The sequence below is a fragment of the Paenibacillus glufosinatiresistens genome (genome assembly GCF_031470375.1).
In the GTDB taxonomy this organism is placed as follows: Bacteria; Bacillota; Bacilli; order Paenibacillales; family Paenibacillaceae; genus Paenibacillus_AQ; species Paenibacillus_AQ glufosinatiresistens.
Genome location: NZ_JAVFHT010000020.1, coordinates 1 through 22,576 on the forward strand (window position 1 = coordinate 1; position 22,576 = coordinate 22,576).

Below are 22,576 nucleotides of genomic sequence, written 5' to 3' on the forward strand. Positions count from 1 at the left end.
GCGGCTCCGGCGCCGCGCGTTCCGCGCCGCGGCGGCGCGGAGCCGGACGCACCGCGCCGGCGGCTGCGCAGCGCCGCAGCGGTGCTGGACGCCGCCGCAGAGCGGCTGCGCCGCGAGCCGGCTCTGGCGTCGCGGGCGCGCGGCCTGGCGGAGCGGGCGGCCGGCCTGGCCGGCGGCCGCTTCACGCTCGCGCTGTTCGGCGCCTTCAGCGCCGGCAAGTCTTCCTTCGCCAACGCTCTGCTCGGCGAAGACGTGCTGCCCGTGTCGCCTCACCCCGCCACGGCTGCCGTCAACCGCATCCTGGCGCCGGAAGGCGGGTATGCGCATGGTACAGCCGCCGTAGCCATGAAGACGGCGGACGAGTTCCGGGACGATCTTCGGCATTCCTTCTCCGTGCTGGAGCTCGGCGAGCCGGACCCGGAGGAATGGCCGAAGACAGCCGCCTGTCTGGAGGGCCGGGGCCTGCACCCTTCGGCGCTGCCGCATATCGGCTTCCTGCGGGCCGCCGCAGCCGGATGGGAAGCGTCGCGCGGTCTGCTCGGGTCCGTGCGGACCGTTGACCTGGACGAATACCGGGGACTTGTCGCCGACGAGACGAAGGCCTGCTTCGTCCGGCGGATCGATCTCTATTATTCTTCCCCGCTGACGGAAGGCGGCATCGTGCTGGTTGATACGCCGGGAGCGGACTCGCTGCATGCCCGGCACACCGGGGTCACCTTCGGTTATATGAAGGAAGCCGATGCCATTGTCTTCCTGACCTACTACAACCACGCCTTCTCCAAAGCCGACCGGGCGCTCCTCGCCCAGCTCGGCCGGGTGAAGGACAGCTTCGCCCTCGACAAAATGTTCTTCATTATCAACGCCTCCGATCTGGCATCGGACGAGGAGGAGCTGGATGCGGTCGGAGAGCATGTGCGGACCGAACTGCGGACTGCCGGTCTGATCGCCCCAAGGATTTACGCTTTGTCGAGCCTGTTGGCTCTGCAGGGACGCCGGCCGGGCGAAGAGGCTGCCCGGGAAGCGTCGCGCTTCGACCGCTTTCAAGAAGAACTGATGCGGTTTGCCGGCGAGGAGCTGCCCGCGCTGTCTCTCCGAGCGGCTTCCTCGCTGTTGTCCTCCACCCGCCGAAGGGTAGAGGAATGGGCCGCTCTGGCTTCACGGAATGCGTCCGAGCGGGAAGAGGAGCTTCGGCGGAGACAAGACTGGCGGAGCGAAGCCGAGGCCGGGCTGCGGAAGCTGGCCTGCGACGAGATGCCGCTGGCGGCCCTTGGCCGTGAAGGCGAGGAGCTTCTGTATCATGTGCGCCAACGCATCGGCTTCAAGTTCGGCGCCATGCTTCAGGAATCTTTCCATCCGTCGCTGCTGCGGGAAGAGAGCGGTCATCTGAAAGGGCTGTTCACGGCCAGCGGACGGGAGCTGTGGCAGACGGCGCAGCGGGAGCTGGAGGGAGAACTCTGGGCGACGACGCTTCGGCTGGAGGCGGCCGGACGCCGTCTCGCGGCGGAAGCCGCCGCCGAAGAGGCGCTTCGGCTGGGCCTGGACCCGTCCGATTTGGCGGATCGGGAGCCGGACGCATGCTGGCCCTCCCCGGAAGGGCTGAAGGCCGAACTGGGACCGGTGGACTGGAGCGCCTATACAGGCCTCTTCCGCTCTCCGCGGCATTTCTTCGAGGGCGGCGGCCGGGACCGGCTGCGGTCCGTGGTCGAACCGCTGCTGAAGAATGCGCTGGCGGCTGCCGTGCAGGGAGCGGCCGGAGAACTGCTGCACCATTACCGGAATTTGACCTCGGAAGCGCTCAAGCGGGCGGCGGACCGGCTTCGTCAGATGCTGGCCGAGCAGGATGAGGCGATGGAGGCAACGCTGAAGGGAGGTGAATCGGGAGAGCATTGGACAGCCCTGGCCGCCGAGCTGCAAAGCCGCGAAAAGGATCTGGAAGCGCTATCAAAAGCATAGGTACTCATGTAAATTAAGACATTTTGTCGAAGAGTCTTGCAATCTGCCGCAGCTTGGAAGAAAATAAAGAGGCATGAAAGTTTCCGAAAAAGAATGGAATGCGTCATGCGGGGATTGGAGCTCCGGATAGACGACGGATGGCGGCGGGTTCAACTGGCCGAATCCGTGGAACCAGCGCGGGTGCCGGCCCATGGGACGGCTTCCCTGTTAAAAGTGGAGGTATACGATAATGAACAGTAGTATTCAGACAGCGACGCTGCAAATCCGCAAATGCCGAAGCTGCGATCTGGAGGCTGTGACATCGCTCGTCAAGAGCTGCGGCTATCCGACAACGCTCGGGGTTATGAAAGAACGGATGGAAGCGTCGGAGAAGGACGATCACCATGGAACCCTGGTTGCCCTGCTGGACGGCCGGACAGCCGGCATGGTCAGCTTGACCCGGGTGGGATCTTACTACATGCAGCGGGATATGGCCGAGATCACCGCAATTGTCGTATCGGAAGAGCATCGGGGCGAGGGCCTCGGAAGACGCCTCATGGCAGCCGCCGAGGAGTGGGCGAGAGCCCGCGGCTGCGCGCAGATTTTCCTGCGGAGCGGCAACCGGGTCGAGAAGGCGCCGGCTCATGCTTTTTACCGTCATCTCGGCTTTGAACAGAACGGATACCGATTCTCCAAATCCGTATAACCGTAGCCCATACACAGCCGATCATCCATCCCGTTAACGGGGTGGCTTTTTTTTGCGCATAAAGGTCTATTAACCTTCCCGGCTCCTCATGAAACGGCGGCAGCCGTTTGGAGGGATTTTCATTTGGCAAACGGAAGGAACCTGTTTACAATGAAAGCGAACCCATGAAAGCGAACCCATGGAAGTGTACGACAGCTGCCCCTTGCCGGATAGCCCGGATGGCGGCGTCTTGAGGAGGACTTAATGTACAAGCTCATCTTGGTGGAAGACGAAGAGGAAGTACGGGAAGGCATTGCTTCCCGAATCGACTGGAACGCCCACGGCTTCGAGGTGGTGGATCAGGCGGAGAATGGCCGGGAAGCGGCCGAACTCATTGACCGTCTGCAGCCCGATGTCGTGGTAACCGATATTCAAATGCCGTTCATGAACGGGCTTCAGCTGGCGGAATGGATTCGCAGCCATCACCCCGGCACGAAGATTATTATCCTGACCGGCTATGACGAGTTCGAATACGCCCAGCGGGCGATCAAGCTGCAGATTGACGAATATTTGCTGAAGCCCTTCTCAGCCGCCGAGCTGGTAGAAGTGCTGTCCAAGGTCCGTACGGCGATTGAGGCGGAGATTGCGGAGAAGGAGAACATTCATCTGCTGAGCGAGCATTATCGCAAAAGCCTGCCGCTGCTGCGCGAGCAGTTTCTGTCTTCTCTCGTTTCGCGCCGCCTGCGGCTGGCTGAAATCAACGAGAAATGCGCCGAGTTCGGCCTTTCCTTTGCAGGAAATCACTTTCTGTCCTCGGTTATCCGTCTGGACCATATCCGGGGAACAGCCGGGGACGATCCGGGGGGGAGGTTATCGCTCCGCGACACCGGCGACCGGAATCTGCAGCTCTTTGCCGTACTCAATGTAGCGGAAGAGAGCTGCCGCAAGCACCAGCTGGGCCGGGTGTTCATTCACCGCGACGATGCGGTCCTGCTGACGCATTCAGTCTCAGGGGGCGGTTCCGATCTGCTGGAAGCAACGCTGGAGATGCTGGAGGAGATTCGCAGCAATGTCCAGCGCTATCTTCGCATGACTGTTACGGCAGGTACGGGCACCGTTCGCACTTCGCCCGCCCAATTCTACGACTCGTTGGATGAAGCGGTGCAGGCTCTCGACTACCGGCTGCTGCTGGGGAATAACCGTGTCATCTGGATCGAGGATGTGGAATCCCGGAATGAGCGGATGCCCGTGTTCGACGAGCTGACCGAGCAGGCGTTCATTCGGACGATCAAGCTGGGTACGGTTCAGGAACTGCGGGGGATGCTGGACGAGCTGTTCGGAGGCTTCGATGACAGCCGGGCGTCCGCGCGGGAATACCAGATCTTCCTGCTGGAGATTGTCACTTCCCTTATGCGGGTGGCGAAGGAGACGGGAACCGAGACTAATGAGCTGTTCGGCCAAGGGCTGCTCGCCCTGGCGGATGTCCGCCATTTCAACAACATGGCTGAAGCCCGGGACTGGATCGCGGAGGTCTGCATGCGGCTCATGGACAAGATTGCGCAGGAACGCCAGTCCAGCTACCGCCAGCTCATCGACGAGGCGAAGGAGTTTATCAAGGCGCATTACAGCGAATCCGATATGTCTGTCGGCCGGGTCTGCCAGCATCTTCATATCAGCACCGGTTACTTCAGCAGCATCTTCAAAAAAGAGACGAAGACTACCTTCGTCGCCTACCTGCTCCATATTCGGCTGGAGGCCGCCAAGGAGCTGCTCCGGTCGACCGAGCTGAAAGCTTTTGAAATTGCGGAACGCATCGGCTTCTCCGATCCCAACTATTTCAGCTTCTGCTTCCGGAAGAAGTACGGTCTGTCGCCCAAGGAGTATAAGAACGAGGCCAGAGGGGGGTAGGCCATGCCGAGATCCCGTCAACCGCTTTTTCCCTTCCGTCCCGGCCGAAGAGCCGGAAGCGGGGGGCGGCTGCTGCCCAAGCTGCGGAGCATTCAGATGATTATTACGCTGACCTTCACGGCGGTTACCGTTCTCGCTGCGGTAGTGGTCAGCCTGCTGATGTATAACAAGTTCGCGAAGACGGCGGAGCAGAATGCGACGCTGAATATGCAGCAGATTATCGAGCAGGTTAATTACAATCTCAATCTGTACGTGGAAGGGATGCGCGGAATTTATGAAAAAGCCGAGCAGGAGATCGGCGAGACCGATGCCATCGGCTCCACTCTGCTGAAAGAGCGGCTGATCGCCCTTCTGGAATCCCGGGCGGATATCGTGTCCTTCGCCGTGTTCACTCCCGGCGGGGATCTGGTGCTCGACGTACCCGAGACGCCGATGCGGTCCAATACCCGTCTCTATGACCAGAGCTGGTTCAATGCGCCGCAGAAGAATTCCGATATTTCCTTCTCCGCGCCTCATATCCAGAATCTGTTCAAGAACCGGTACACCTGGGTCGTCTCGCTGAGCAAGAAGGTGCATTACCGCGACCAAGGGGTGCTGAAGGAAGGCATCCTGCTTGTGGATTTTAACTTCCGCACCATCGACCAGCTCAGCCGGCAGGTCAAGCTGGGCAAGCGGGGATACGCCTACATTCTCGATTCACTGGGCAATATCGTCTACCATCCGCAGCAGCAGCTGATCTATGCAGGACTGAAATACGAGAACGTCGAGCCGGTATTGGAATACACCTACCGGAGCTACACAGACAGCGCCAGCGGCGAGAAGCGGCTGATTACGCTCCGCACGCTTGCGGCTACCGGGTGGAAGATCGTCGGGGTGGCCTATTACGACGAGATTATCACGACTCGCCGGGACCTCAGCCGTTATCTGCTCGGCCTGCTCGCCGCAGTGAGCCTGATCGCCATTGTCGTGTCGGTGCTGCTGTCGGCGCGGATCGCCCGCCCGATTGCCAAGCTGGAGCGGACCGTCCAGCAAGTAGGGGAAGGCGATCTTCATACCTCCATCAATGTCCGGGGAGCCTACGAGGTGGAGCAGCTCTCCAGGCGCTTCAATCTGATGCTGCAGCGGATTCGTCAATTGATGGATCAGATTATCTTTGAGCAGGAGACCAAGCGCAAGGGAGAGCTGGAAGTGCTCCAGGCCCAGATCAATCCCCACTTTCTCTATAACACGCTGAATTCTGTGATCCGTCTGGCGGAGCAGGGGCGAAACGAAGAAGTGGTCACGATGATACAGTCGCTGTCCCGGTTCTTCCGCATCAGTCTCAGCAAGGGCAAGAACATGATTACGGTTCAGGAAGAATTGGATCATGTCCGTCACTACCTCGTCATTCAGAGCTTCCGCTTCAAGAACAAATTCCGCTACGAGATTCAGGCGGACGAAGAAGTTCTGAGCTGCCAGACCATCAAGCTGATTCTTCAGCCGATTGTCGAGAATGCGATCTACCACGGCATCGAGATGATGCCCGATGAAGGGCGGATTGCGATCCGGGCCTCCGTCCGCGGCGGACTGGTGGTTATTCAGGTGACGGACAACGGGCTCGGCATGTCCCGCGAGACCATGAGCCGGCTCCTGACAGGGGGAGCAAGAAATCCGGGGAATTCCGGGGCGGGCTCGGGCTCCGGGGTCGGTGTACGCAATGTGAATGAACGAATTGTACTGTACTTCGGCCGCGAATACGGACTGTCCTTTGAGAGCGAGCTGGAGGAAGGCACAACGGTGACCGTCACCTTCCCGGCTGTCCGCAGCGATGAGGACGGGAATCCGGGCCGGGAGGAGGAGTCTTCATGAAGTACCGGACACTTCGGCTGGGGCTGCTTCTGGTCGCCCTCCTGAGCCTGGGTTTAAGCTCCTGCTTCCAGGCTCCCGCCGCCCGAATTGATACCAACAAGACCCGCAGCATCCATATGATTGTCAAGATGAGCCGGGGCGACTACTGGAATACCGTCAAGCTGGGGGCGGAAGCCGCTGCCCAGGAGTTCAATGTCAAGCTCACCTTCAAGGCCCCTGCTTCCGAGAGCGACGTCAGCGGTCAGATCGGGATGGTGGACCAGTCTATCAAAGACAAGGCCGATGCGATCATTCTGGCCGCGAGCAGTTATATGGGCTTGGCGCAGGTGGTGGATAAGGCCTCTTACTATGGCATTCCCGTCATATCGGTAGACGCGGAAGTCGGCTCGGCGCGGGTAGCGACCTATGTCGGCTCCAACAGCTACGAAGCCGGACAGAAGTCGGCGGAACGACTTGTGGAGCTGCTTGGGGGCCACGGAGAGATCGGAATTCTGAACTTCACCAATTCCGAGAGTCAGGCCGGTTCCATAGGAACCGGGGATACGGTGCAGTCTGCGGACCCGGAAGCGGCACATTCAGGCTCCATTGATTACGGCGCCCGGGACGCCGGCGAGCGGGAGAAGGGATTTCTCGACTATGTGGCACGGTTCCCGGATGTGCATGTGGTCGATATTTTCTACACACCCTCTAATATAGAGGAAGCCCGGAAGCTGACCCGGCTGATGCTGGCGAAGCATCCGGATCTGCGCGGCATCGCCGCACTGAACGAGACGGCTTCCCAGGGAGCGGCGGAAGCGCTGATGGAGAGCGGCCGCGCCGGCATCCGCATGGTCGCGTTTGACAGCTCGGCTTCCATGCTGGAGATGCTTCAGGACGGCATCGTCCAGGCGACTGTCATTCAGAATCCGTTCAGCAACGGCTATCTGGCCGTCAAGCATGCCGCCGAAGCGGCCCAGGGCATCCGGGTGCCGGAGCGCGTCGATACCGGAACCAAGCTGATCGATCTTGACAATATGCTCTACCCCGAGAACCAGAAGCTGCTATTCCCGTTTGTGCGTTAAACCTTTTCTGGGTGCTAAGACCCAGCCCTTCATCATGAGCTTTCAAAAGACGCCGGTTTCCGGCGTCTTTTTATGTAAACACCGAAAGTATTATGGGAGAAATTGCATAGAAAAGAACCGGGACAAAAGTTATAATATAGCAGATACAGATAAAAGATGCAGAGGGGAAGAAGAAGATGTTTCTAAAGAAGACTGTAACGCTGCTGGGGGCGACCGCACTCCTGCTTGGGGGATGCGGCAACAGCGGGGGCGAGTCCAATGACTTATGGTTGTATCATAATTTGGGGTCCAATATTATCATGAGGTACAACTGGGTGCCTCCTGAGAAGAAGAAAATTGAACTTTTAGCTGCTGTAGATGCTTATGGAGAAGTCATAAACAGCGGGAATTGGCTTTATTACTTGGCGAGTGATGACAGCATTAAGAAAACAAAATTTAATCCCGATAAAAAAATAACAGTGACATATAAAGATATAACTTTCATTTCAAAGAAAGATAAGCAAAAGCATTTAATGTCAGATACTGCTGCTCTTCAAAAAGATCTGGGAGTATCGGACGAGATACTCCTCTTCAACGGCAGGGCCAGTAATCTTGCGCTTGACAAAGATACACTCTATTTTGTCAATGAAGACGAAGAAGACAATATATATTCAATGAAAACCGACGGAACGGGTCTGACCCCAATTACTAATGAGGAACTGGTGGTCGAGGACCTGGACCTGGCAGAAGACTGGGTTGTATACGCCACGATGGATGGTTTGTTTGCCGTTAAGAAGGACGGCAGCGATCACAAACAGCTGTTGGATGAAAGTGTTGATTGGGTTGGAACAGGAAATGACTGGATTTATTATTCGGATAGTATGGCGGATGAACCGGTTATTCAGCGGATAAAGAGTGACGGCTCACAGAAGATGGATGTCCTGAGCGGTGAATTTGACGAGCCGCACGTAAAGGGGGACTGGATCTATTACTACCGTGGCGAGGATCATTACCGGTGCAAGGGAGACGGTACCGGCGAAGAGAAAATAAATTAAACAAAAGATGCAGAGGGGAAGAAGAAGATGTTTTTAAAGAAGACTGTAACGCTGCTGGGGGCGGCCGCACTACTGCTTGGGGGATGCGGGAATAGCGGGAGTAATTCGAAGGACGTCTGGAGGTTTGAGGGTTTTGACGACTTCATCGCACGGGCTAAATGGGCACCGAAGGAGAAGTTGAGCTTGGATATTCTGGCCGTGGCCTCTACCAGTGACGATATCGTCCATGACAAGAAGTGGCTGTATTACGTAAAAGACGACGATGGCAGTATTCGAAAGATCAAGTACAATCCGAATAAAGCGATACATGTTAAGGTAAACGAAGAGAATTTTACTTCGAAGAAAGATAAGAAAGAATACAACCTGGCTGATACGGAAGCGCTCCAGAGAGAACTGGGGGAAGCCGACGAGATTATGGTATACAGCGAGGGCGCCGATGAACTAGCGATGGGCAAGGATACCCTCTATTTCATTGATGATGAAGATTATTATTTATTCTCCATCAAGACAGATGGCACGAATCTGACCAAGCTGGTTGATAATGATACGATATTCGATGTAGCCGTTGAAGGGGATTCGGTCGTTTATACCAATTACGATGGAATCTTCGTCATGGATCAGGACGGCGGCAACAAGCGGCAGTTGACGGACGATTCGGCCGATTGGCTCCAGACCGGAAACGGGTGGGTCTATTATTCCGATACAATGGAAGACGATCCCGTCATCAGCCGAATCAAGCTGGATGGCTCAGGCAAAGATGAAGTCCTGAGCGGGGATTTCTCCGAGGAACAAGTGGCGGGAGACTGGATCTACTTCGTTCGCGACGATGAGGCTTACCGCAGCAAGGGCGACGGCTCCAAGATCGAGAAATTGAAATAAACCGGTGCTGAAATTGGGTCCGGGAAGCAGTCCTGCCTTCAATGCAGGACTTTTTTTGACAAAATGTGATTCGTTGCAGGGGATAAATAGCATACTTTTTTACTATTTACATGAAATGAAGATAAAGTTATTGTATTTATGGCAATCATTTACTTTCCGAAAGTGCAAAATCTTTTCTGGGAAGAACGAAAGGAGGCCAAGGTTTTCTCGGGTTAAACGAATAAGTTCTTTGTCGGCTTTGTCGGCGCGTGGAGGTAAGACCCAATTAAAATTAGAGGAGAGAGAACTGTGAAAGCAATGAAAAAGAGATTTGCTGGATTAATGGTGCTTGCTCTGATTTTTAGTCTGTCTTTCGTGGGATCGGCCTTTGCCAGCAGCAATGAGGTCAAGCTGATCGATTCGGATATCAGCGTTATTTATAAAAACGGTTACGTAGGATTCAGCGGCGATATCGAAGTGGCCAATCTCGGAGCTTCAAAGAGCGTGACGGTCCATTATACGCCGGATAACGTCAATTGGTATGATGCAAGCGCGTCTTATGTAGGGCCGACGGATTCCACGCATGAGAAATGGCACTTCCTTATTTACACCAACGATTCTACAAATGCGCAGCATACGGAACTGAAGAATCTGCATTCCCTGAAATTTGCCGTTAAATACGTGGTGAACAACCAGACCTACTGGGACAACAACGGGGGGGCCAATTACTACAATGAAGTGAACAGTAACTATCCCCTGACCTCCATCATTCTGGGGGTGCCGAACGTGCTGAACGCCAACAGCAAATTGAGCGACGGTGCGTTCAGCGGCAATATCTATGTGAAGAACTTAAGCCCGGTGAAGAATGTTAAAGTGGTCTACACGACGGATAACTGGGCTACAACGCATGAAGGGAACGCCTCGTACGGCTACTCCCTGAATAATTTCAACAGTGTGGAAGACTGGACGTACAGCTTCAATGTTCCGGGAGCCACCAATGTCCAGTACGCCATTTCTTATACGGTAGGCGGCCAGACGTATTGGGACAACAACTACGGCCACAATTACAGCGTGAACTGATGCGTTCCTTTCCCTAGAGAGGACACGTTGATCGGAGGACCGCAGGGAGCCCAGCGCTTCTTGCGGTTCTTTTTCGAGCGGATGTGAGAATTTTAATAAAACAAATCAGGATTTTATATTCGCAACCGCTTACACGGAGGGCATAATAAAGACGTACCCCGGATACACCAAGGGGATTGAATACAAACAAACATAATCGTAGGAGGTCAAATTCAATATGAAGAAAATAACTCCGGTATTACTCGCAAGCGCACTGCTCGGAGCCGCTCTCGCAGGATGCGGCAACAATAACAACAACGACAAGGCGGCAGGTTCCAGCAATACGCCGGCTTCGAGCGCAGCAACATCCGGCGATTCGGGCAAGACTCCGAAAGTCGGCGTAGCGATCTATAAATTTGACGACACCTTCATGACCGGCGTCCGCAACGCGATCGAGACCTCCGCCAAGGGCGTGGCCACTGTGGATATCGTAGACAGCCAGAACTCGCAGCCTACGCAGAATGATAAGGTGGACCTGTTCATCAACAAGAAATATGACGGCATGCTGATTAACCCGGTTGACCGCACGGCGGCAGGCGTTATCATCGACAAAGCCAAGTCGGCGGACATTCCGGTCGTATTCCTGAACCGCGAACCGCTGCCGGAAGATATGAAGAAATGGGATAAAGTGTATTACGTAGGCGCCAAGGCTGAAGAGTCCGGCACTCTGTCCGGCCAGATCATTGTAGACTACTGGAAAGCCCACCCCGAAGCCGACAAGAACGGCGACGGCGTTCTGCAATACGTCATGCTGAAGGGCGAGCCGGGACACCAGGATGCCGAGCTCCGCACCACGTACTCCATCCAGGCGATTGAAGATGCCGGCATCAAGGTCGAGAAGCTGGCCGAAGACACCGCAATGTGGGACCGCGTCAAAGGCCAGGAGAAGATGGCTGCGTTCCTCGGTTCGCACGGCGACAAGATCGAAGCCGTACTGGCCAACAATGACGACATGGCGCTCGGCGCCATCGAAGCGCTGAAAGCCGCCGGATACTTCACCGGCGACAAGTACATGCCGGTTGTCGGCGTTGACGCTACCGCTCCTGCCGTTCAGGCGCTGCAGGAAGGCACGCTGCTCGGAACGGTGCTGAACGACGCGAATAACCAGGGCAAGGCGGCAATCACGCTGGCCGCGCTGCTGGCCAAGGGCGAAACGCCGACCAAAGACAATGTGGGCTTCGACATCACGGACAATCAGTATGTGTGGATTTCGTACAAGAAGATTACCAAAGACAATGTCGGCGACGTGAAATAAGCCTGAACAGGCAGATTGCGAGGAAATCCCGGGGAGCCGCTGAAGAGGGCCTCTCCGGGCTTCCTTTGCCCGGCCTATTCGGCTAAGTGGAGCAGGAAACAGGAGAACCGCTGTGCCTCTCATGCAAAGACAAATAACAAGGGGGCGTCATACATGGCTCAGAGTGAGTTTTTGCTTGAAATGAACAATATCACCAAAGAATTTCCCGGCGTCAAGGCGCTGGACGGCGTGACCCTGAAGGTCCGTCCCGGCAGCGTGCATGCGCTGATGGGCGAGAACGGCGCCGGCAAGTCGACGCTGATGAAATGCCTCTTCGGCATTTATTCGCCGGACGGCGGCGAAATCTTTTTGAACGGGGAGAAGGCCCGTATCACGAATTCAAGCGAAGCGCTTGCGAACGGAATTTCCATGATTCATCAGGAGCTGCACCCGGTGCCGTTCCGAAATGTAATGGAGAATATCTGGCTGGGACGTTTTCCGACACGGGGAATCGGCCCGCTGCAATTTATTGACCACAAGAAGATGTTCACGGATACCGAAGCGCTGTTCAAGGACCTCGACATTGATCTCGATCCCGAGGTGCTGGTGGGCAAGCTCTCTGTCTCCAAAATCCAATCCATCGAAATCGCGAAAGCCGTCTCCTTCAATTCCCGGGTCATCGTCATGGACGAACCGACTTCATCGCTGACCGCCGTGGAAGTGCAGCATTTGTTCCGGATTATCCGGGACCTGCAGAAGCGGGGCGTGGCCATTATTTATATATCGCACAAAATGGAAGAAATCCTCGAAATCTCGGATGAAGTTACGATTATGCGAGACGGCCGGAAGATCGGCACCTGGCCTGCAGCCGAGCTGACCACCGATCTGATCATCTCCCGGATGGTCGGACGCGATCTGACGAACCGATTCCCCGAGCGGCATAATGTGCCGGGTGAAGTATTCCTGAAGGCGGAAGGTCTGACCTCCCCGAATCCGAGGTCGTTCAAGGATGTCTCCTTCGAACTGCGGCGCGGCGAAATTCTCGGCGTCGGCGGTCTTGTCGGAGCGCAGCGGACCGAGGTGATCGAGGCTCTGTTCGGGCTCCGGTCTCTTCAGTCCGGCAAAATCATCATCCAGGGCAAAGAAGTGCGGATTCATTCGCCGCAGGATGCCATGAAGCACGGACTGGCGCTGCTGACCGAGGAACGGCGCGTTACCGGGATTTTTCCGGTGCTCTCGGTGCATGAGAACGGCGCGATTGCCAACCTGGACAGTTATATGACGCCTTATGGTCTCCTGGACGGCAAGAAGAAGCGAGAAGAAGTCGATGCCATGATCGCCAAGCTGCGCACGAAGACGCCGACAACCAAGACGCGGATTATGAACCTTTCGGGGGGCAACCAGCAGAAGGTGCTTCTGGCCAGATGGCTGCTGACCGAACCGGAGGTGCTGCTGCTCGACGAACCGACCCGCGGAATTGACGTCGGCGCCAAATTTGAAATCTATTCGATCATTGCCGATCTGGCCCGGCAGGGCAAGAGCATTATCATGATCTCCTCCGAAATGCCGGAACTGCTCGGAATGTCCGACCGGGTCATGGTCATGTCGGAAGGGCGGCTGACCGGCATCTTGGAAGGCGACAAGGCAACCGAGACCGAAGTGATGCGCCTGGCGGCCCAGCATTAGTCCCGCCCCGGTGCGATTGATAAGAAGAGAGAGATTATCCGAGCCAAGTTTCGAAGGAGGAACCCATCCATGAACGCCAAAAAAATGCAAGGCTTTATCTCGCAAAACGCGATTTACATCGTGCTCGTCGTCCTGATTCTGGGCATTTCCATCTATGAGCCCAATTTCGTCTCCGTCAACACCCTGCGCGACATCCTGATTCAGTCGTCGACGCGCGTCATTATTGCCCTTGGAGTCGCCTTCGTTCTCATAACAGCCGGCACCGACTTGTCGGCGGGCCGCGTCGTCGGTCTGACCGCTGTCATCTCGGCGTCGATGCTGCAAATTCCGGATTATTCCCGGAGATTCTACCCGGACCTTCCGCAGCTTAATGTCCTGATTCCGATTCTGCTTGCTATCCTGGCCGGTCTGGTCTGCGGCCTGGTCAACGGTCTCATTGTCTCGAAGCTCAATGTTCCGCCGTTCATTGCGACTCTCGGCACGATGGTTATCGTACTCGGCGTCAACTCGCTCTACTTCGACATGAAGCCCAACCAGTCCCAGCCGATCGGCGGCCTGCGCGAAGACTTCACGACCATCGGCTCCGGCTTCATCGGCAAAGGACAGTATTCCATCCCTTATATTGTCATCATCGCCATTGTAGTGGCGGCCATCGTCTGGGTCGTCTTCAACAAAACGAAGCTGGGCAAGAACATGTACGCCATCGGCGGCAACATGCAGGCCGCCAAGGTATCCGGAATTAACGTCTCCCGCAATCTGGTATACCTGTACGCGATTGCCGGCGCTCTCTACGGCCTGGCCGGCGTGCTGGAAGCAGCCCGGACCGGCGGCGCGACGAACAACTACGGCAACATGTACGAATTGGACGCTATCGCGGCCTGCGTAGTCGGCGGCGTCTCCACGACAGGCGGTATCGGCACAGTGCCGGGCGTGCTGGTCGGGGTTATCATCTTCACGCTGATCAACTATGGCCTGACTTTTATCGGCATCAGCCCTTACTATCAGCTGATTATCAAAGGGATCATCATCGTGGCGGCGGTAGCCTTCGATATGCGCAAATATTCCGCCAAGCATTGATTGTCAGGCATCGTCCGATCCCGATATCCCATCGTACAGCCCTTCCGCTCTTCCTGCGGAGGGGCTGCACTTGCGTTCAATCAGGCCGCCGAACGCCGCACCTTCCCGGCTCTCCGTCCATATGATGTAGGCGAGAGTCCCGACAACCGGGAGAACGGGAGGAGAGGAAAGCATGATTGCAATCAGATGGGACGGAGAAGAGGGACAGGGAACGAGAATCAGGGAGGTATGGCGGTGGAACGGCGAGGGCTGGAACGAGCCGGTTCCGCAGCCGGTCAGGAACGCCCGGCAGTCCGGGGCGGCCGAGGTTCTGCTTCCGGTGCAGCAGGGCTGGTACCTGATCCGCTACTCGAGAGAGACGGCATCAGATGAAGCTTCGTTCGGGGCGCGCAGAACGCCGCGGGTCTCCGGGCTTCATCCTGCGCCGTTCCGAACGGCCGAAGGGACCCGCTGGGGATACATCGACGACAACGGCCGGACGGCGGTGGAGCCGGTCTTTGAGTACGCGGAGCCCTTTCAGGAGAACGGTCTTGCCATTGTTCAGCAGGACGGACGAAGCGGGCTGCTGGATGCGAGCGGCCGCCTTCGCGTCAAGGCGGTATTCGAGGCGCTGCTGCCCTTCAGCGAAGGACGGGCGGTAGCCAGCGATCAGAAAGGATACTTGCTGATCAACGAGAACGGCAGGGAGGTCACCGGAAGCCGGCGGTACCCGTTCCTGAATACGCTGGAGAACGGCCGCGCCCTGTTCGGGACCGCCAGCAGCGGCGGAATGCTGTACGGTTATCTGGACAAGGACGGCAGGGAGGCCATTCCCGCCCGCTACCCGGAAGCGGAGGATTTCCGGCAGGGGCGGGCGCTTGTGAAGCTGCCGGACGGCGGCTATGCCCTGATCAATCCCGACGGGCAGATTCTGCATGCGTACAACTATGTCTTTGTCGGCAGTCCGGGGGATGGCCTTCTGCCGTTCCAGCTGGAGGAGAACGGCAGGTACGGATATATCAGCGAAGAGGGCAACGAGGTCATCGCCCCCCGCTTCACCTCCGCGCTGCCCTTCAGCGAGGGGCGCGCGGTTGTCAATACCGCGCCGGATTACGGCAGCGCCTTCGGTCTGATTGACCGGTCGGGAAGCTTCATCATCGCACCGGGATATGCGGATGTTCAGCAGCTCGGAGAAGGCGTGGTTGCCCTCGGTACGCCGGTCTCGAAGCAGGAGCCGTACCGGGGAACCCGCTACAAGCTGGCTTCGGCGGAAGACGGGCGGATTCTCCATCCGGGTCCGCTTCAGAGCGTGAGCCGGTACAGCGAAGGGTATGCGTCGGTATCCGACGGCGCGCAGACGTATTGGGTCGATCCGTCGGGAAGACGGGCCGCCTTTCTCCCGGCTGTAGAGGGCAACGGGATGATGACTTTCAGCGGAAAGCTGGTCCGGGCGGATGTCAACCTCCGCACTTCCTACTATGAACGGAGCGGCAGGCAGGTATGGCAGGAGAACAAGCTGATTCCGCTGAAGCCGCCTTATGCCGTCGCCGAGCAGCTCTTTCATCCGGGTCCGGAGATTCTGGTCTACTATCCGAAGGTTCGGGGAATTTCGGATGAGAAGGCGTCGGAGGAGGTTAACCGCCGCCTCAGGGAGCTGTCCATCCCCCGGGACAGTCCGGGCGAGCCGGGACAAGGGGACTCCAGCTATACGGGCGATTTTGACGTCGTCTATTTCCACAAGAATCTGCTGGTGCTGGAGCTGAACGGCTACCGGATGCCTTACGGCGCTGCCCACGGCATGCCGACCCGGATATACACGCCTCTTAATCTCCGGACCGGCCGCTTCTATACGCTGTCCGACCTGTTCAAGCCGGGGGCTCCCTACACCCGGAGATTGGGGGAGATTGTGGGCAGACAGATCGCGAACGATCCGCAGTACAGTTATGTTTTTCCGGACAGCTACAAGGGCATTGCTCCCGATCAGCCGTTCTATGTCGACAGCGGCGCGCTGTATCTGGTGTTTGCGCCTTATGAAATTGCGCCCTATGCCGCCGGGTTCCCCGTCTTCCGCATTCCATTCGCCGAAATTATGGGGCTGATCTCCACCGAGGGCGACTTCTGGCAGTCCTTCCACTGAACCCAAAGCCCAATCTGTGAAGAAATAGGCAGTTCGACGGATGCACCCTCTCCTTCCGGGAGCCGATAACGTAAGAGGAACGGCGTTCTATTGAGGTGTAAATAATTGGATGGTTCCTTGGGAGTAGATATGTGCTACAATGACCGAGGAACTTATTACAGGTTTGTAACTTTTGCCGCCTCAACGTTACCGGCACACCAATCGACAACATGATCTACAAGGAGATGGGGACATTGAAGATGAACAAAAAGATGCGGACACTTATGGGTACGGGTGCGGCAGCGGTGCTTGCACTGGGTCTTGCCTTCCCGGTCAACGCCTCTACGGCTTCGGCCCAGACAGTCAAGACGATATATTCCTATTCGAGCACATCCGGACAGGCGGATTGGCTGAAATTCTGGCAGAATTTCTACAAGGTCTCGGCCGCTAAACCGGCTGCTTCCGCGGTACCGACCGCAGCGCCTGTGGCTTCGGCGAAGCCGGCGGCAACGCCGGCACCGACCCCGGCTCCAACTGCAGCTCCAACTAAAACTCCCGCGTCTGCTCCAGCAGCTACGCCTGCGGCGGCTCAGAGCGAGAGCGGAACGTTCGTTCAGCAGGTCGTAGCTCTCGTGAATGCCGAGCGTGCCAAAGCCGGTCTCGGCGCGGTTGCGCCGCTTGAGAGTCTGAACAAGGTAGCGGCAGCCAAGGCGACGGATATGCGGGTGAACAACTATTTCTCCCATACGTCCCCGACCTACGGTTCTCCGTTTGATATGATGGCCGCCTTCGGCGTGACTTACCAGTATGCCGGCGAGAATATCGCCATGGGCCAGAAGACGCCGCAGGAGGTCATGACGGCCTGGATGAACAGCGCCGGTCACCGGGCGAACATTCTGAACGCCAACTTCAATTATATCGGCGCCGGCTTTGACGGCGGCTACTGGGTGCAGGAGTTCATCGGCAAAAAATAATACCGGCTTCCAGCCGGTTAAGCAGGCCATTCCTTTCGCTTACGCGAAAAGGGGTGGCTTTTTGCCGTGCATTTGCAAAAGCTCCCGGGAAGAATTATGTTTAGATATAAACCAGATGGAAGTAATTGACGGAGGGATTATAATGAAGGACTCCAGATGGACCTGGCGAAGCGTCGGCATTCTGTCGCTTGCGGCCAGTCTTTTGCTTGCAATCGGCTTCCTCTATGCCGTGCGTGATATTGTAAATCCCCGGGGTGAGGAGCTTGCCGCCGGAACGCCGCAGGCCACCGCGCCTCCGGTGGAAGAAGAATACCGCATTGTGGCGCTCGGCGATTCCCTGGCCAAGGGAACGGGCGACCGGGACGGCAAGGGCTTCGCAAGACGTACGGTCGATGTGCTGACGGACCGGGGATTAAAGGCAAGCCTTGTGGCCAACCTGGGCGTCAACGGCTTGACGACAGCGGGTCTCCAGGACCGGCTGAAGGAAGAGGGGGTCCGCTACGCCGTGAAGAAGGCCAATGTGATTCTGGTCTCCATCGGCGGCAATGACCTGTTCCGGGGCTCGGGCATCGCGGACGGGGGTGTCATTGCGGACGATGCCGGCACAGCCGCCGGGGAGACGCAGCCAAAGGCCTCCGCTCCCGCCCCCGCTGCGCAGGGCGAACTTGATCCGAAAGCGCTGCTCGGCGCGCTCCCCGCAGCCGCGGAACGGATGCGCTCCGCGCTCGACACGCTGATTGAACTGAACCCGCAGGCGAGCATTTACCTGGTCGGGCTGTACAACCCTTTCGGCGATATACCGCAGCTTCTGCAGCCGGGCAACCAGGCGGTAAGCGCCTGGAACGGCGCTGTTCTGGATCTCGTCAATGTGCGGCCGGCGGTAACGCTGGTGCCGACAATGGACCTGTTCAGCGGCCGGCAGGCGGAATACTTGTCCAACGACCATTTTCACCCGAACGGGAACGGGTATGAACGGATGGCCCAGCGGATCGCCCAGGCGATCCGCTAAGAGAGGAGAAGGCAGCGATGAAGAACAACACGGCCGCCGCAGGCGGCGCCCAAGAGCAGACCGTGCTTGCCGTTCGTCATGTCCGCAAGCGGATCGGCCGCAAGTGGATCATCGACGACGTGACCTTTGATGTCCAGGCCGGGGAAGTATTCGGCTTCCTGGGACCGAACGGAGCGGGCAAAACGACGACCATCCGCATGCTCGTCGATCTGATCCGTCCAACCTCGGGCGATATTACGGTCTGCGGCTACAATGTGAATAAGGAGCCGGAGAAAGCGCTGGCCTACGTTGGCTCCATCGTGGAGAATCCGGAGGTCTATACGTATTTGACCGGATGGGAGAACCTGCAGCATTTTGCGCGGATGCAGCCCGGGGTAGACGAGGCTCGCATCGCCGAGGTAGTGGACATCGTCCGGCTCGATCAGCGCATTCACGACAAGGTGCGCACGTATTCGCTCGGCATGCGCCAGCGTCTCGGAATTGCCCAGGCCCTGCTCGGCAGACCGAGACTGCTGATTCTGGACGAGCCGACGAACGGCCTTGATCCGAAGGGAATCAAGGAACTTCGGGAGTTCATCCGCCGCCTGGCGGGCGAAGGGATGGCCGTCTTCGTCTCCAGCCATCTGCTGAGCGAGATCCAGCTGCTGTGCGACCGGGTGGCAATCATCAGCCGGGGCCGGGTACTGACCGTGGGAGGCGTCGAAGAACTGGTATCCCGAAATTCGCCCTATGTGCTCTGGGAGCTGGACCCGCCGGAAGCGGGCCGGAAGCTGCTGGAGGCGGCCGGAGCCGTCACCGCCGACCCGGCCGAAACGCTGCTGGACGATGCCATCGTCGCCGGAATAGGGCCGAATTCCCTGCTGACCGTCATGAACGAAGAGAGTATCCCCGAGCAGGTTGCCGCGCTGACGGCGGCCGGGGTCCGCGTCGGAGGCGTGCATAAAATCAATCCCACACTGGAACAGCTATTCTTGAAACTGACGGAGGGTGAATCCATTGAATAAACTGCTTCCCCTCATTCGCAACGAATGCCTCAAAATCATCAAGAAAAAGCGATTTTACGTCATTCTGTTGATTTTGGCCGTGCTCGTGCCGATGTTTACGTATGCGCAGATGCGGGCGGCGGAGCGCAGCCGCGACAAATTCACCGACTGGCGGATCGAAGTCCAGCAGCGGATTACCGACAACGAGAATTCGCTGGACAGCAGCCGGATTCCGGAGGAATGGAAGACGTACCGCAAAGTTTTTGTCCAGCAGCTTCAATATTATCTGGATCATGACGTCAATCCGAACGCGCCGAGCGGCGTTACCTTTACCCGGGAATTTCTGGATAACTCCGTCAGCCTCTTCATTCCGCTGCTGATTATGGCCGTCGCTTCGGACCTTGTATCGGGCGAGCGGACGACAGGGACGATCAAGATGCTGCTGACCCGGCCGGTCAAGCGGTGGAGAATTCTGTTCAGCAAAATGACCGCGCTCCTGATGTTCGTCTCGCTGATTATTCTGTCCACTTATCTGGTCAGCTACCTGATCTCCGGCCTCGCCTTCGGCTACCGGGGCTTCAACGTCCCGGTGTTCACCGGCTTCCGGATCAGCGGCGACACCGTCGACATGTCGGCGGTCCACGCCGTTCCGCAGTGGAAGTACATGCTCATGCAGGCCGGCCTGATCTGGTTCGTCAGCATTGTCGTCGCGCTGCTGGCGTTCATGGTCTCGGTCCTTGTCCGCAGCACGGCGGCCAGCATTGTGGTCATGATGGCGGCGCTGATCGCCGGAAGCATACTGACGAACATGGCGTCGTCCTGGACGGCCGCCAAATATTTGTTCATGGTCAATCTCGGATTGACCAATTATCTGGCGGGTATGCCCGCCCCGATCGAGGGGATGACGCTTCCGTTTTCTCTGGCGGTTCTGGCCGTCTGGGGAGGCGTTTCCGTGGCGGTTTCATTCGCCGTCTTTACGAAACGGGATATTTTGAATTAGAATGAACAAGGTAAGCAAAAAGAAAACAAGTGTTTGCATTTTGTGAAGGAGGAGCTTGAATGGTCGAACAGGTCGATTTGTTTGCAGCTTCCAAGAACGGCGCGGCAGAGCCGACCGGATACGATGCTGACGACATTCAGGTGCTCGAAGGTCTGGTTGCGGTCCGCAAACGGCCCGGCATGTATATCGGAAGTACGAGCGGTTCGGGACTGCACCATCTCGTATGGGAAATCGTAGATAACGCCGTCGATGAGCATTTGGCCAAGTATTGTTCCAAAATTGAGATTACGCTGCGCAAGGACGGTTCCGTCACCGTGGTCGACAACGGCCGGGGCATCCCGACCGGGATGCACAAGACGGGAGTTCCGACTCCGCAGGTCGTGTACACCATGCTGCATGCGGGGGGCAAGTTCGGGGGAGCGGGATACAAGAAATCCGGCGGTCTTCACGGCGTCGGCGCTTCCGTTACGAATGCCCTGTCCGAGTGGCTGGAGGTCGAAATATACCGGGAAGGCAAAATCCACCGGATGCGCTTTGAATACTGGGTCGACGCTTCCGGCCGGGAACATGTCGGCGAGCCCGTAACGGGACTCGAGGTTCTCGGCAATACGAACCGGACCGGCACGAAGGTTACCTTCAAGCCGGATATTCGCGTCTTTCAGGGCGGCATTTCGCTGAATTACGATACGCTGGCCGAGCGGCTGCAGGAGATTGCCTTCCTGAACTCCGGTCTGCGGATTACGCTGACCGACGAGCGTTCCGGCCGGCAGGATGAATACCACTATGAAGGCGGCGCCAGCCAGTTCGTCCAGTTCCTGAACGAAGGCAAGGACGTGCTGCACGAAGTCGTTCATTTCAGCGCAGAGAAGGACGAGATCGAAGTTGAGGTGGCGCTGCAATATAACGGGGGCTATACGGAGACGATCGTCTCCTTCGTCAACTCGATCCCGACGCGAAGCGGCGGCACGCACGAGACAGGCTTCAAGACAGCCTATACGCGGGTGATGAATGAGTACGCCCGCAGAACCGGACTTCTCAAGGAGAAGGATAAGAACCTGGACGGAGGCGACCTGCGCGAAGGCATGATGGCGGTCATCAGCATCAAGATGTCCGAGGTGGAATTCGTCGGTCAGACGAAGGACCAGCTCGGCAGCGCTTCCGCGCGGGGGATTGTCGATTCCGTTGTGGCGGAGCACATGCAGACGTTCCTGGAAGAGAATCCCCAGGTCGGGCAGAGCCTGCTGAAGAAGTCGATTCAGGCGGCCAAGGCCCGCGAAGCGGCCCGCAAGGCGCGGGACGAAATCCGCAGCGGCAAGAAGCGCAGCGAAGGGTCGAATCTCGGCGGCAAGCTGACGCCGGCGCAGTCCAAGGATTTTACACGGACCGAGCTGTTCATCGTGGAAGGCGATTCCGCCGGCGGCTCCGCCAAGCAGGGACGCGACTCCAAGCTCCAGGCGATTCTTCCGCTGAAGGGCAAGCCGATGAACCCCGAGAAGGCCAAGCTGGCCGACATCCTGAAGAATGACGAATACCGGGCGATTATTTCCGCCATCGGAGCGGGAATCGGTCCCGAGTTCGCCGTGGAAGACAGCAATTTTGCCAAAATTATTATTATGACCGACGCCGACACAGACGGCGCCCATATCCAGGTGCTGCTCCTGACGTTCTTCTACCGCTATATGAAGCCGCTGATCGATGCCGGAAAGGTCTATATCGCCCAGCCGCCGCTCTACAAGCTCACCCGCAAGTCCGGGAAGCTGGAGACCGTTCGCTATGCTTGGAGCGACGAACAGCTGGCGAATTATTTGAAGGAGTTCGGCAAGAATTTTGAATTGCAGCGCTACAAGGGACTCGGCGAGATGAACCCGGAGCAGCTCTGGGAGACGACGATGAATCCGGAGACGCGCACGCTCCTGCAGGTCCAGATCGAGGATGCCGCCAAGGCCGAGCGCCGGGTATCCACTCTGATGGGCGACAAGGTCGATCCCCGCAAGCGCTGGATCGTGGAGAACGTCGATTTCACGGAGACCGAGGAATAAGCGCGGCAAGCCCGACATATGAGAAACAGAAGGT

General features: G+C 57.5%; 17 protein-coding genes. All 17 read left to right on the plus strand.

Features of this window, described 5'->3' with window-relative positions:
* A partial coding sequence (locus RBI05_RS16555; protein WP_310551870.1) for a dynamin family protein occupies positions 1 to 1,953 on the plus strand: 1,953 nt, incomplete at its 5' end.
* Positions 1,954 to 2,182: 229 nt separating this feature from the next.
* A complete protein-coding gene (locus tag RBI05_RS16560; protein ID WP_150457127.1) occupies positions 2,183 to 2,638 on the plus strand; it encodes a GNAT family N-acetyltransferase in 456 nt (151 codons plus the stop codon).
* Positions 2,639 to 2,881: 243 nt separating this feature from the next.
* Positions 2,882 to 4,525, plus strand: coding sequence for a response regulator (locus RBI05_RS16565; RefSeq protein ID WP_310551871.1), 1,644 nt, complete (start codon positions 2,882 to 2,884; stop codon positions 4,523 to 4,525).
* Between the two features lie 3 nt (positions 4,526 to 4,528).
* Entirely contained in the window at positions 4,529 to 6,373 is a 1,845-nt protein-coding gene (locus RBI05_RS16570) for a sensor histidine kinase (RefSeq protein ID WP_408638341.1), read from the plus strand.
* Complete coding sequence (locus RBI05_RS16575; protein ID WP_310551872.1) at positions 6,370 to 7,434, plus strand: substrate-binding domain-containing protein; 1,065 nt, start codon at positions 6,370 to 6,372, stop codon at positions 7,432 to 7,434. Before RBI05_RS16570 ends, RBI05_RS16575 begins: the two co-directional genes overlap by 4 nt.
* Positions 7,435 to 7,610: 176 nt before the next feature.
* A complete protein-coding gene (locus RBI05_RS16580) occupies positions 7,611 to 8,468 on the plus strand; it encodes a DUF5050 domain-containing protein (RefSeq protein WP_310551873.1) in 858 nt (285 codons plus the stop codon).
* 183 nt (positions 8,469 to 8,651) lie between these two features.
* Positions 8,652 to 9,347, plus strand: a complete 696-nt coding sequence (locus RBI05_RS16585) for a DUF5050 domain-containing protein (RefSeq protein ID WP_310551874.1) — start codon at positions 8,652 to 8,654, stop codon at positions 9,345 to 9,347.
* Between the two features lie 297 nt (positions 9,348 to 9,644).
* Positions 9,645 to 10,406 (plus strand): carbohydrate-binding protein, encoded by a 762-nt coding sequence (locus tag RBI05_RS16590; protein WP_310551914.1) that lies wholly within the window; start codon positions 9,645 to 9,647, stop codon positions 10,404 to 10,406.
* Positions 10,407 to 10,623: 217 nt separating this feature from the next.
* The gene (locus RBI05_RS16595; RefSeq protein WP_310551875.1) at positions 10,624 to 11,700 is read left to right on the plus strand and encodes a galactose ABC transporter substrate-binding protein; all 1,077 of its coding nucleotides are present in this window, start codon (positions 10,624 to 10,626) and stop codon (positions 11,698 to 11,700) included.
* Between the two features lie 153 nt (positions 11,701 to 11,853).
* On the plus strand, positions 11,854 to 13,365 hold the full coding sequence (locus RBI05_RS16600; protein WP_310551876.1) for a sugar ABC transporter ATP-binding protein: 1,512 nt from the start codon (positions 11,854 to 11,856) through the stop codon (positions 13,363 to 13,365).
* A gap of 69 nt (positions 13,366 to 13,434) precedes the next feature.
* Complete coding sequence (mglC, locus tag RBI05_RS16605) at positions 13,435 to 14,442, plus strand: galactose/methyl galactoside ABC transporter permease MglC (protein ID WP_150457136.1); 1,008 nt, start codon at positions 13,435 to 13,437, stop codon at positions 14,440 to 14,442.
* Positions 14,443 to 14,614: 172 nt separating this feature from the next.
* Entirely contained in the window at positions 14,615 to 16,558 is a 1,944-nt protein-coding gene (locus RBI05_RS16610; RefSeq protein WP_310551877.1) for a WG repeat-containing protein, read from the plus strand.
* A 239-nt stretch (positions 16,559 to 16,797) separates the two neighbouring features.
* Positions 16,798 to 17,511, plus strand: coding sequence for a CAP domain-containing protein (locus RBI05_RS16615; RefSeq protein WP_310551915.1), 714 nt, complete (start codon positions 16,798 to 16,800; stop codon positions 17,509 to 17,511).
* Between the two features lie 142 nt (positions 17,512 to 17,653).
* Positions 17,654 to 18,520: a GDSL-type esterase/lipase family protein gene (locus RBI05_RS16620; RefSeq protein WP_310551878.1), complete on the plus strand. Its 867-nt coding sequence runs from the start codon at positions 17,654 to 17,656 to the stop codon at positions 18,518 to 18,520.
* Between the two features lie 17 nt (positions 18,521 to 18,537).
* A complete protein-coding gene (locus RBI05_RS16625; RefSeq protein WP_310551879.1) occupies positions 18,538 to 19,524 on the plus strand; it encodes an ABC transporter ATP-binding protein in 987 nt (328 codons plus the stop codon).
* The gene (locus RBI05_RS16630) at positions 19,517 to 20,503 is read left to right on the plus strand and encodes an ABC transporter permease (protein WP_310551880.1); all 987 of its coding nucleotides are present in this window, start codon (positions 19,517 to 19,519) and stop codon (positions 20,501 to 20,503) included. Before RBI05_RS16625 ends, RBI05_RS16630 begins: the two co-directional genes overlap by 8 nt.
* A 59-nt stretch (positions 20,504 to 20,562) precedes the next feature.
* Positions 20,563 to 22,542, plus strand: a complete 1,980-nt coding sequence (gene parE, locus RBI05_RS16635; RefSeq protein WP_150457141.1) for a DNA topoisomerase IV subunit B — start codon at positions 20,563 to 20,565, stop codon at positions 22,540 to 22,542.
* The last annotated feature ends 34 nt before the right edge of the window (positions 22,543 to 22,576 follow it).

What these genes read in the sequence shown, in the direction of transcription:
- RBI05_RS16615 (WP_310551915.1), top strand. Translation starts at nt 16,798, where the DNA reads ATGAACAAAAAGATGCGGACACTTATGGGTACGGGTGCGGCAGCGGTG.
- RBI05_RS16575 (WP_310551872.1), top strand. Translation starts at nt 6,370, where the DNA reads ATGAAGTACCGGACACTTCGGCTGGGGCTGCTTCTGGTCGCCCTCCTG.
- RBI05_RS16620 (WP_310551878.1), top strand. Translation starts at nt 17,654, where the DNA reads ATGAAGGACTCCAGATGGACCTGGCGAAGCGTCGGCATTCTGTCGCTT.
- RBI05_RS16565 (WP_310551871.1), top strand. Translation starts at nt 2,882, where the DNA reads ATGTACAAGCTCATCTTGGTGGAAGACGAAGAGGAAGTACGGGAAGGC.
- RBI05_RS16625 (WP_310551879.1), top strand. Translation starts at nt 18,538, where the DNA reads ATGAAGAACAACACGGCCGCCGCAGGCGGCGCCCAAGAGCAGACCGTG.
- RBI05_RS16600 (WP_310551876.1), top strand. Translation starts at nt 11,854, where the DNA reads ATGGCTCAGAGTGAGTTTTTGCTTGAAATGAACAATATCACCAAAGAA.
- mglC (WP_150457136.1), top strand. Translation starts at nt 13,435, where the DNA reads ATGAACGCCAAAAAAATGCAAGGCTTTATCTCGCAAAACGCGATTTAC.
- RBI05_RS16580 (WP_310551873.1), top strand. Translation starts at nt 7,611, where the DNA reads ATGTTTCTAAAGAAGACTGTAACGCTGCTGGGGGCGACCGCACTCCTG.
- RBI05_RS16595 (WP_310551875.1), top strand. Translation starts at nt 10,624, where the DNA reads ATGAAGAAAATAACTCCGGTATTACTCGCAAGCGCACTGCTCGGAGCC.
- parE (WP_150457141.1), top strand. Translation starts at nt 20,563, where the DNA reads ATGGTCGAACAGGTCGATTTGTTTGCAGCTTCCAAGAACGGCGCGGCA.
- RBI05_RS16610 (WP_310551877.1), top strand. Translation starts at nt 14,615, where the DNA reads ATGATTGCAATCAGATGGGACGGAGAAGAGGGACAGGGAACGAGAATC.
- RBI05_RS16560 (WP_150457127.1), top strand. Translation starts at nt 2,183, where the DNA reads ATGAACAGTAGTATTCAGACAGCGACGCTGCAAATCCGCAAATGCCGA.
- RBI05_RS16590 (WP_310551914.1), top strand. Translation starts at nt 9,645, where the DNA reads ATGAAAAAGAGATTTGCTGGATTAATGGTGCTTGCTCTGATTTTTAGT.
- RBI05_RS16570 (WP_408638341.1), top strand. Translation starts at nt 4,529, where the DNA reads ATGCCGAGATCCCGTCAACCGCTTTTTCCCTTCCGTCCCGGCCGAAGA.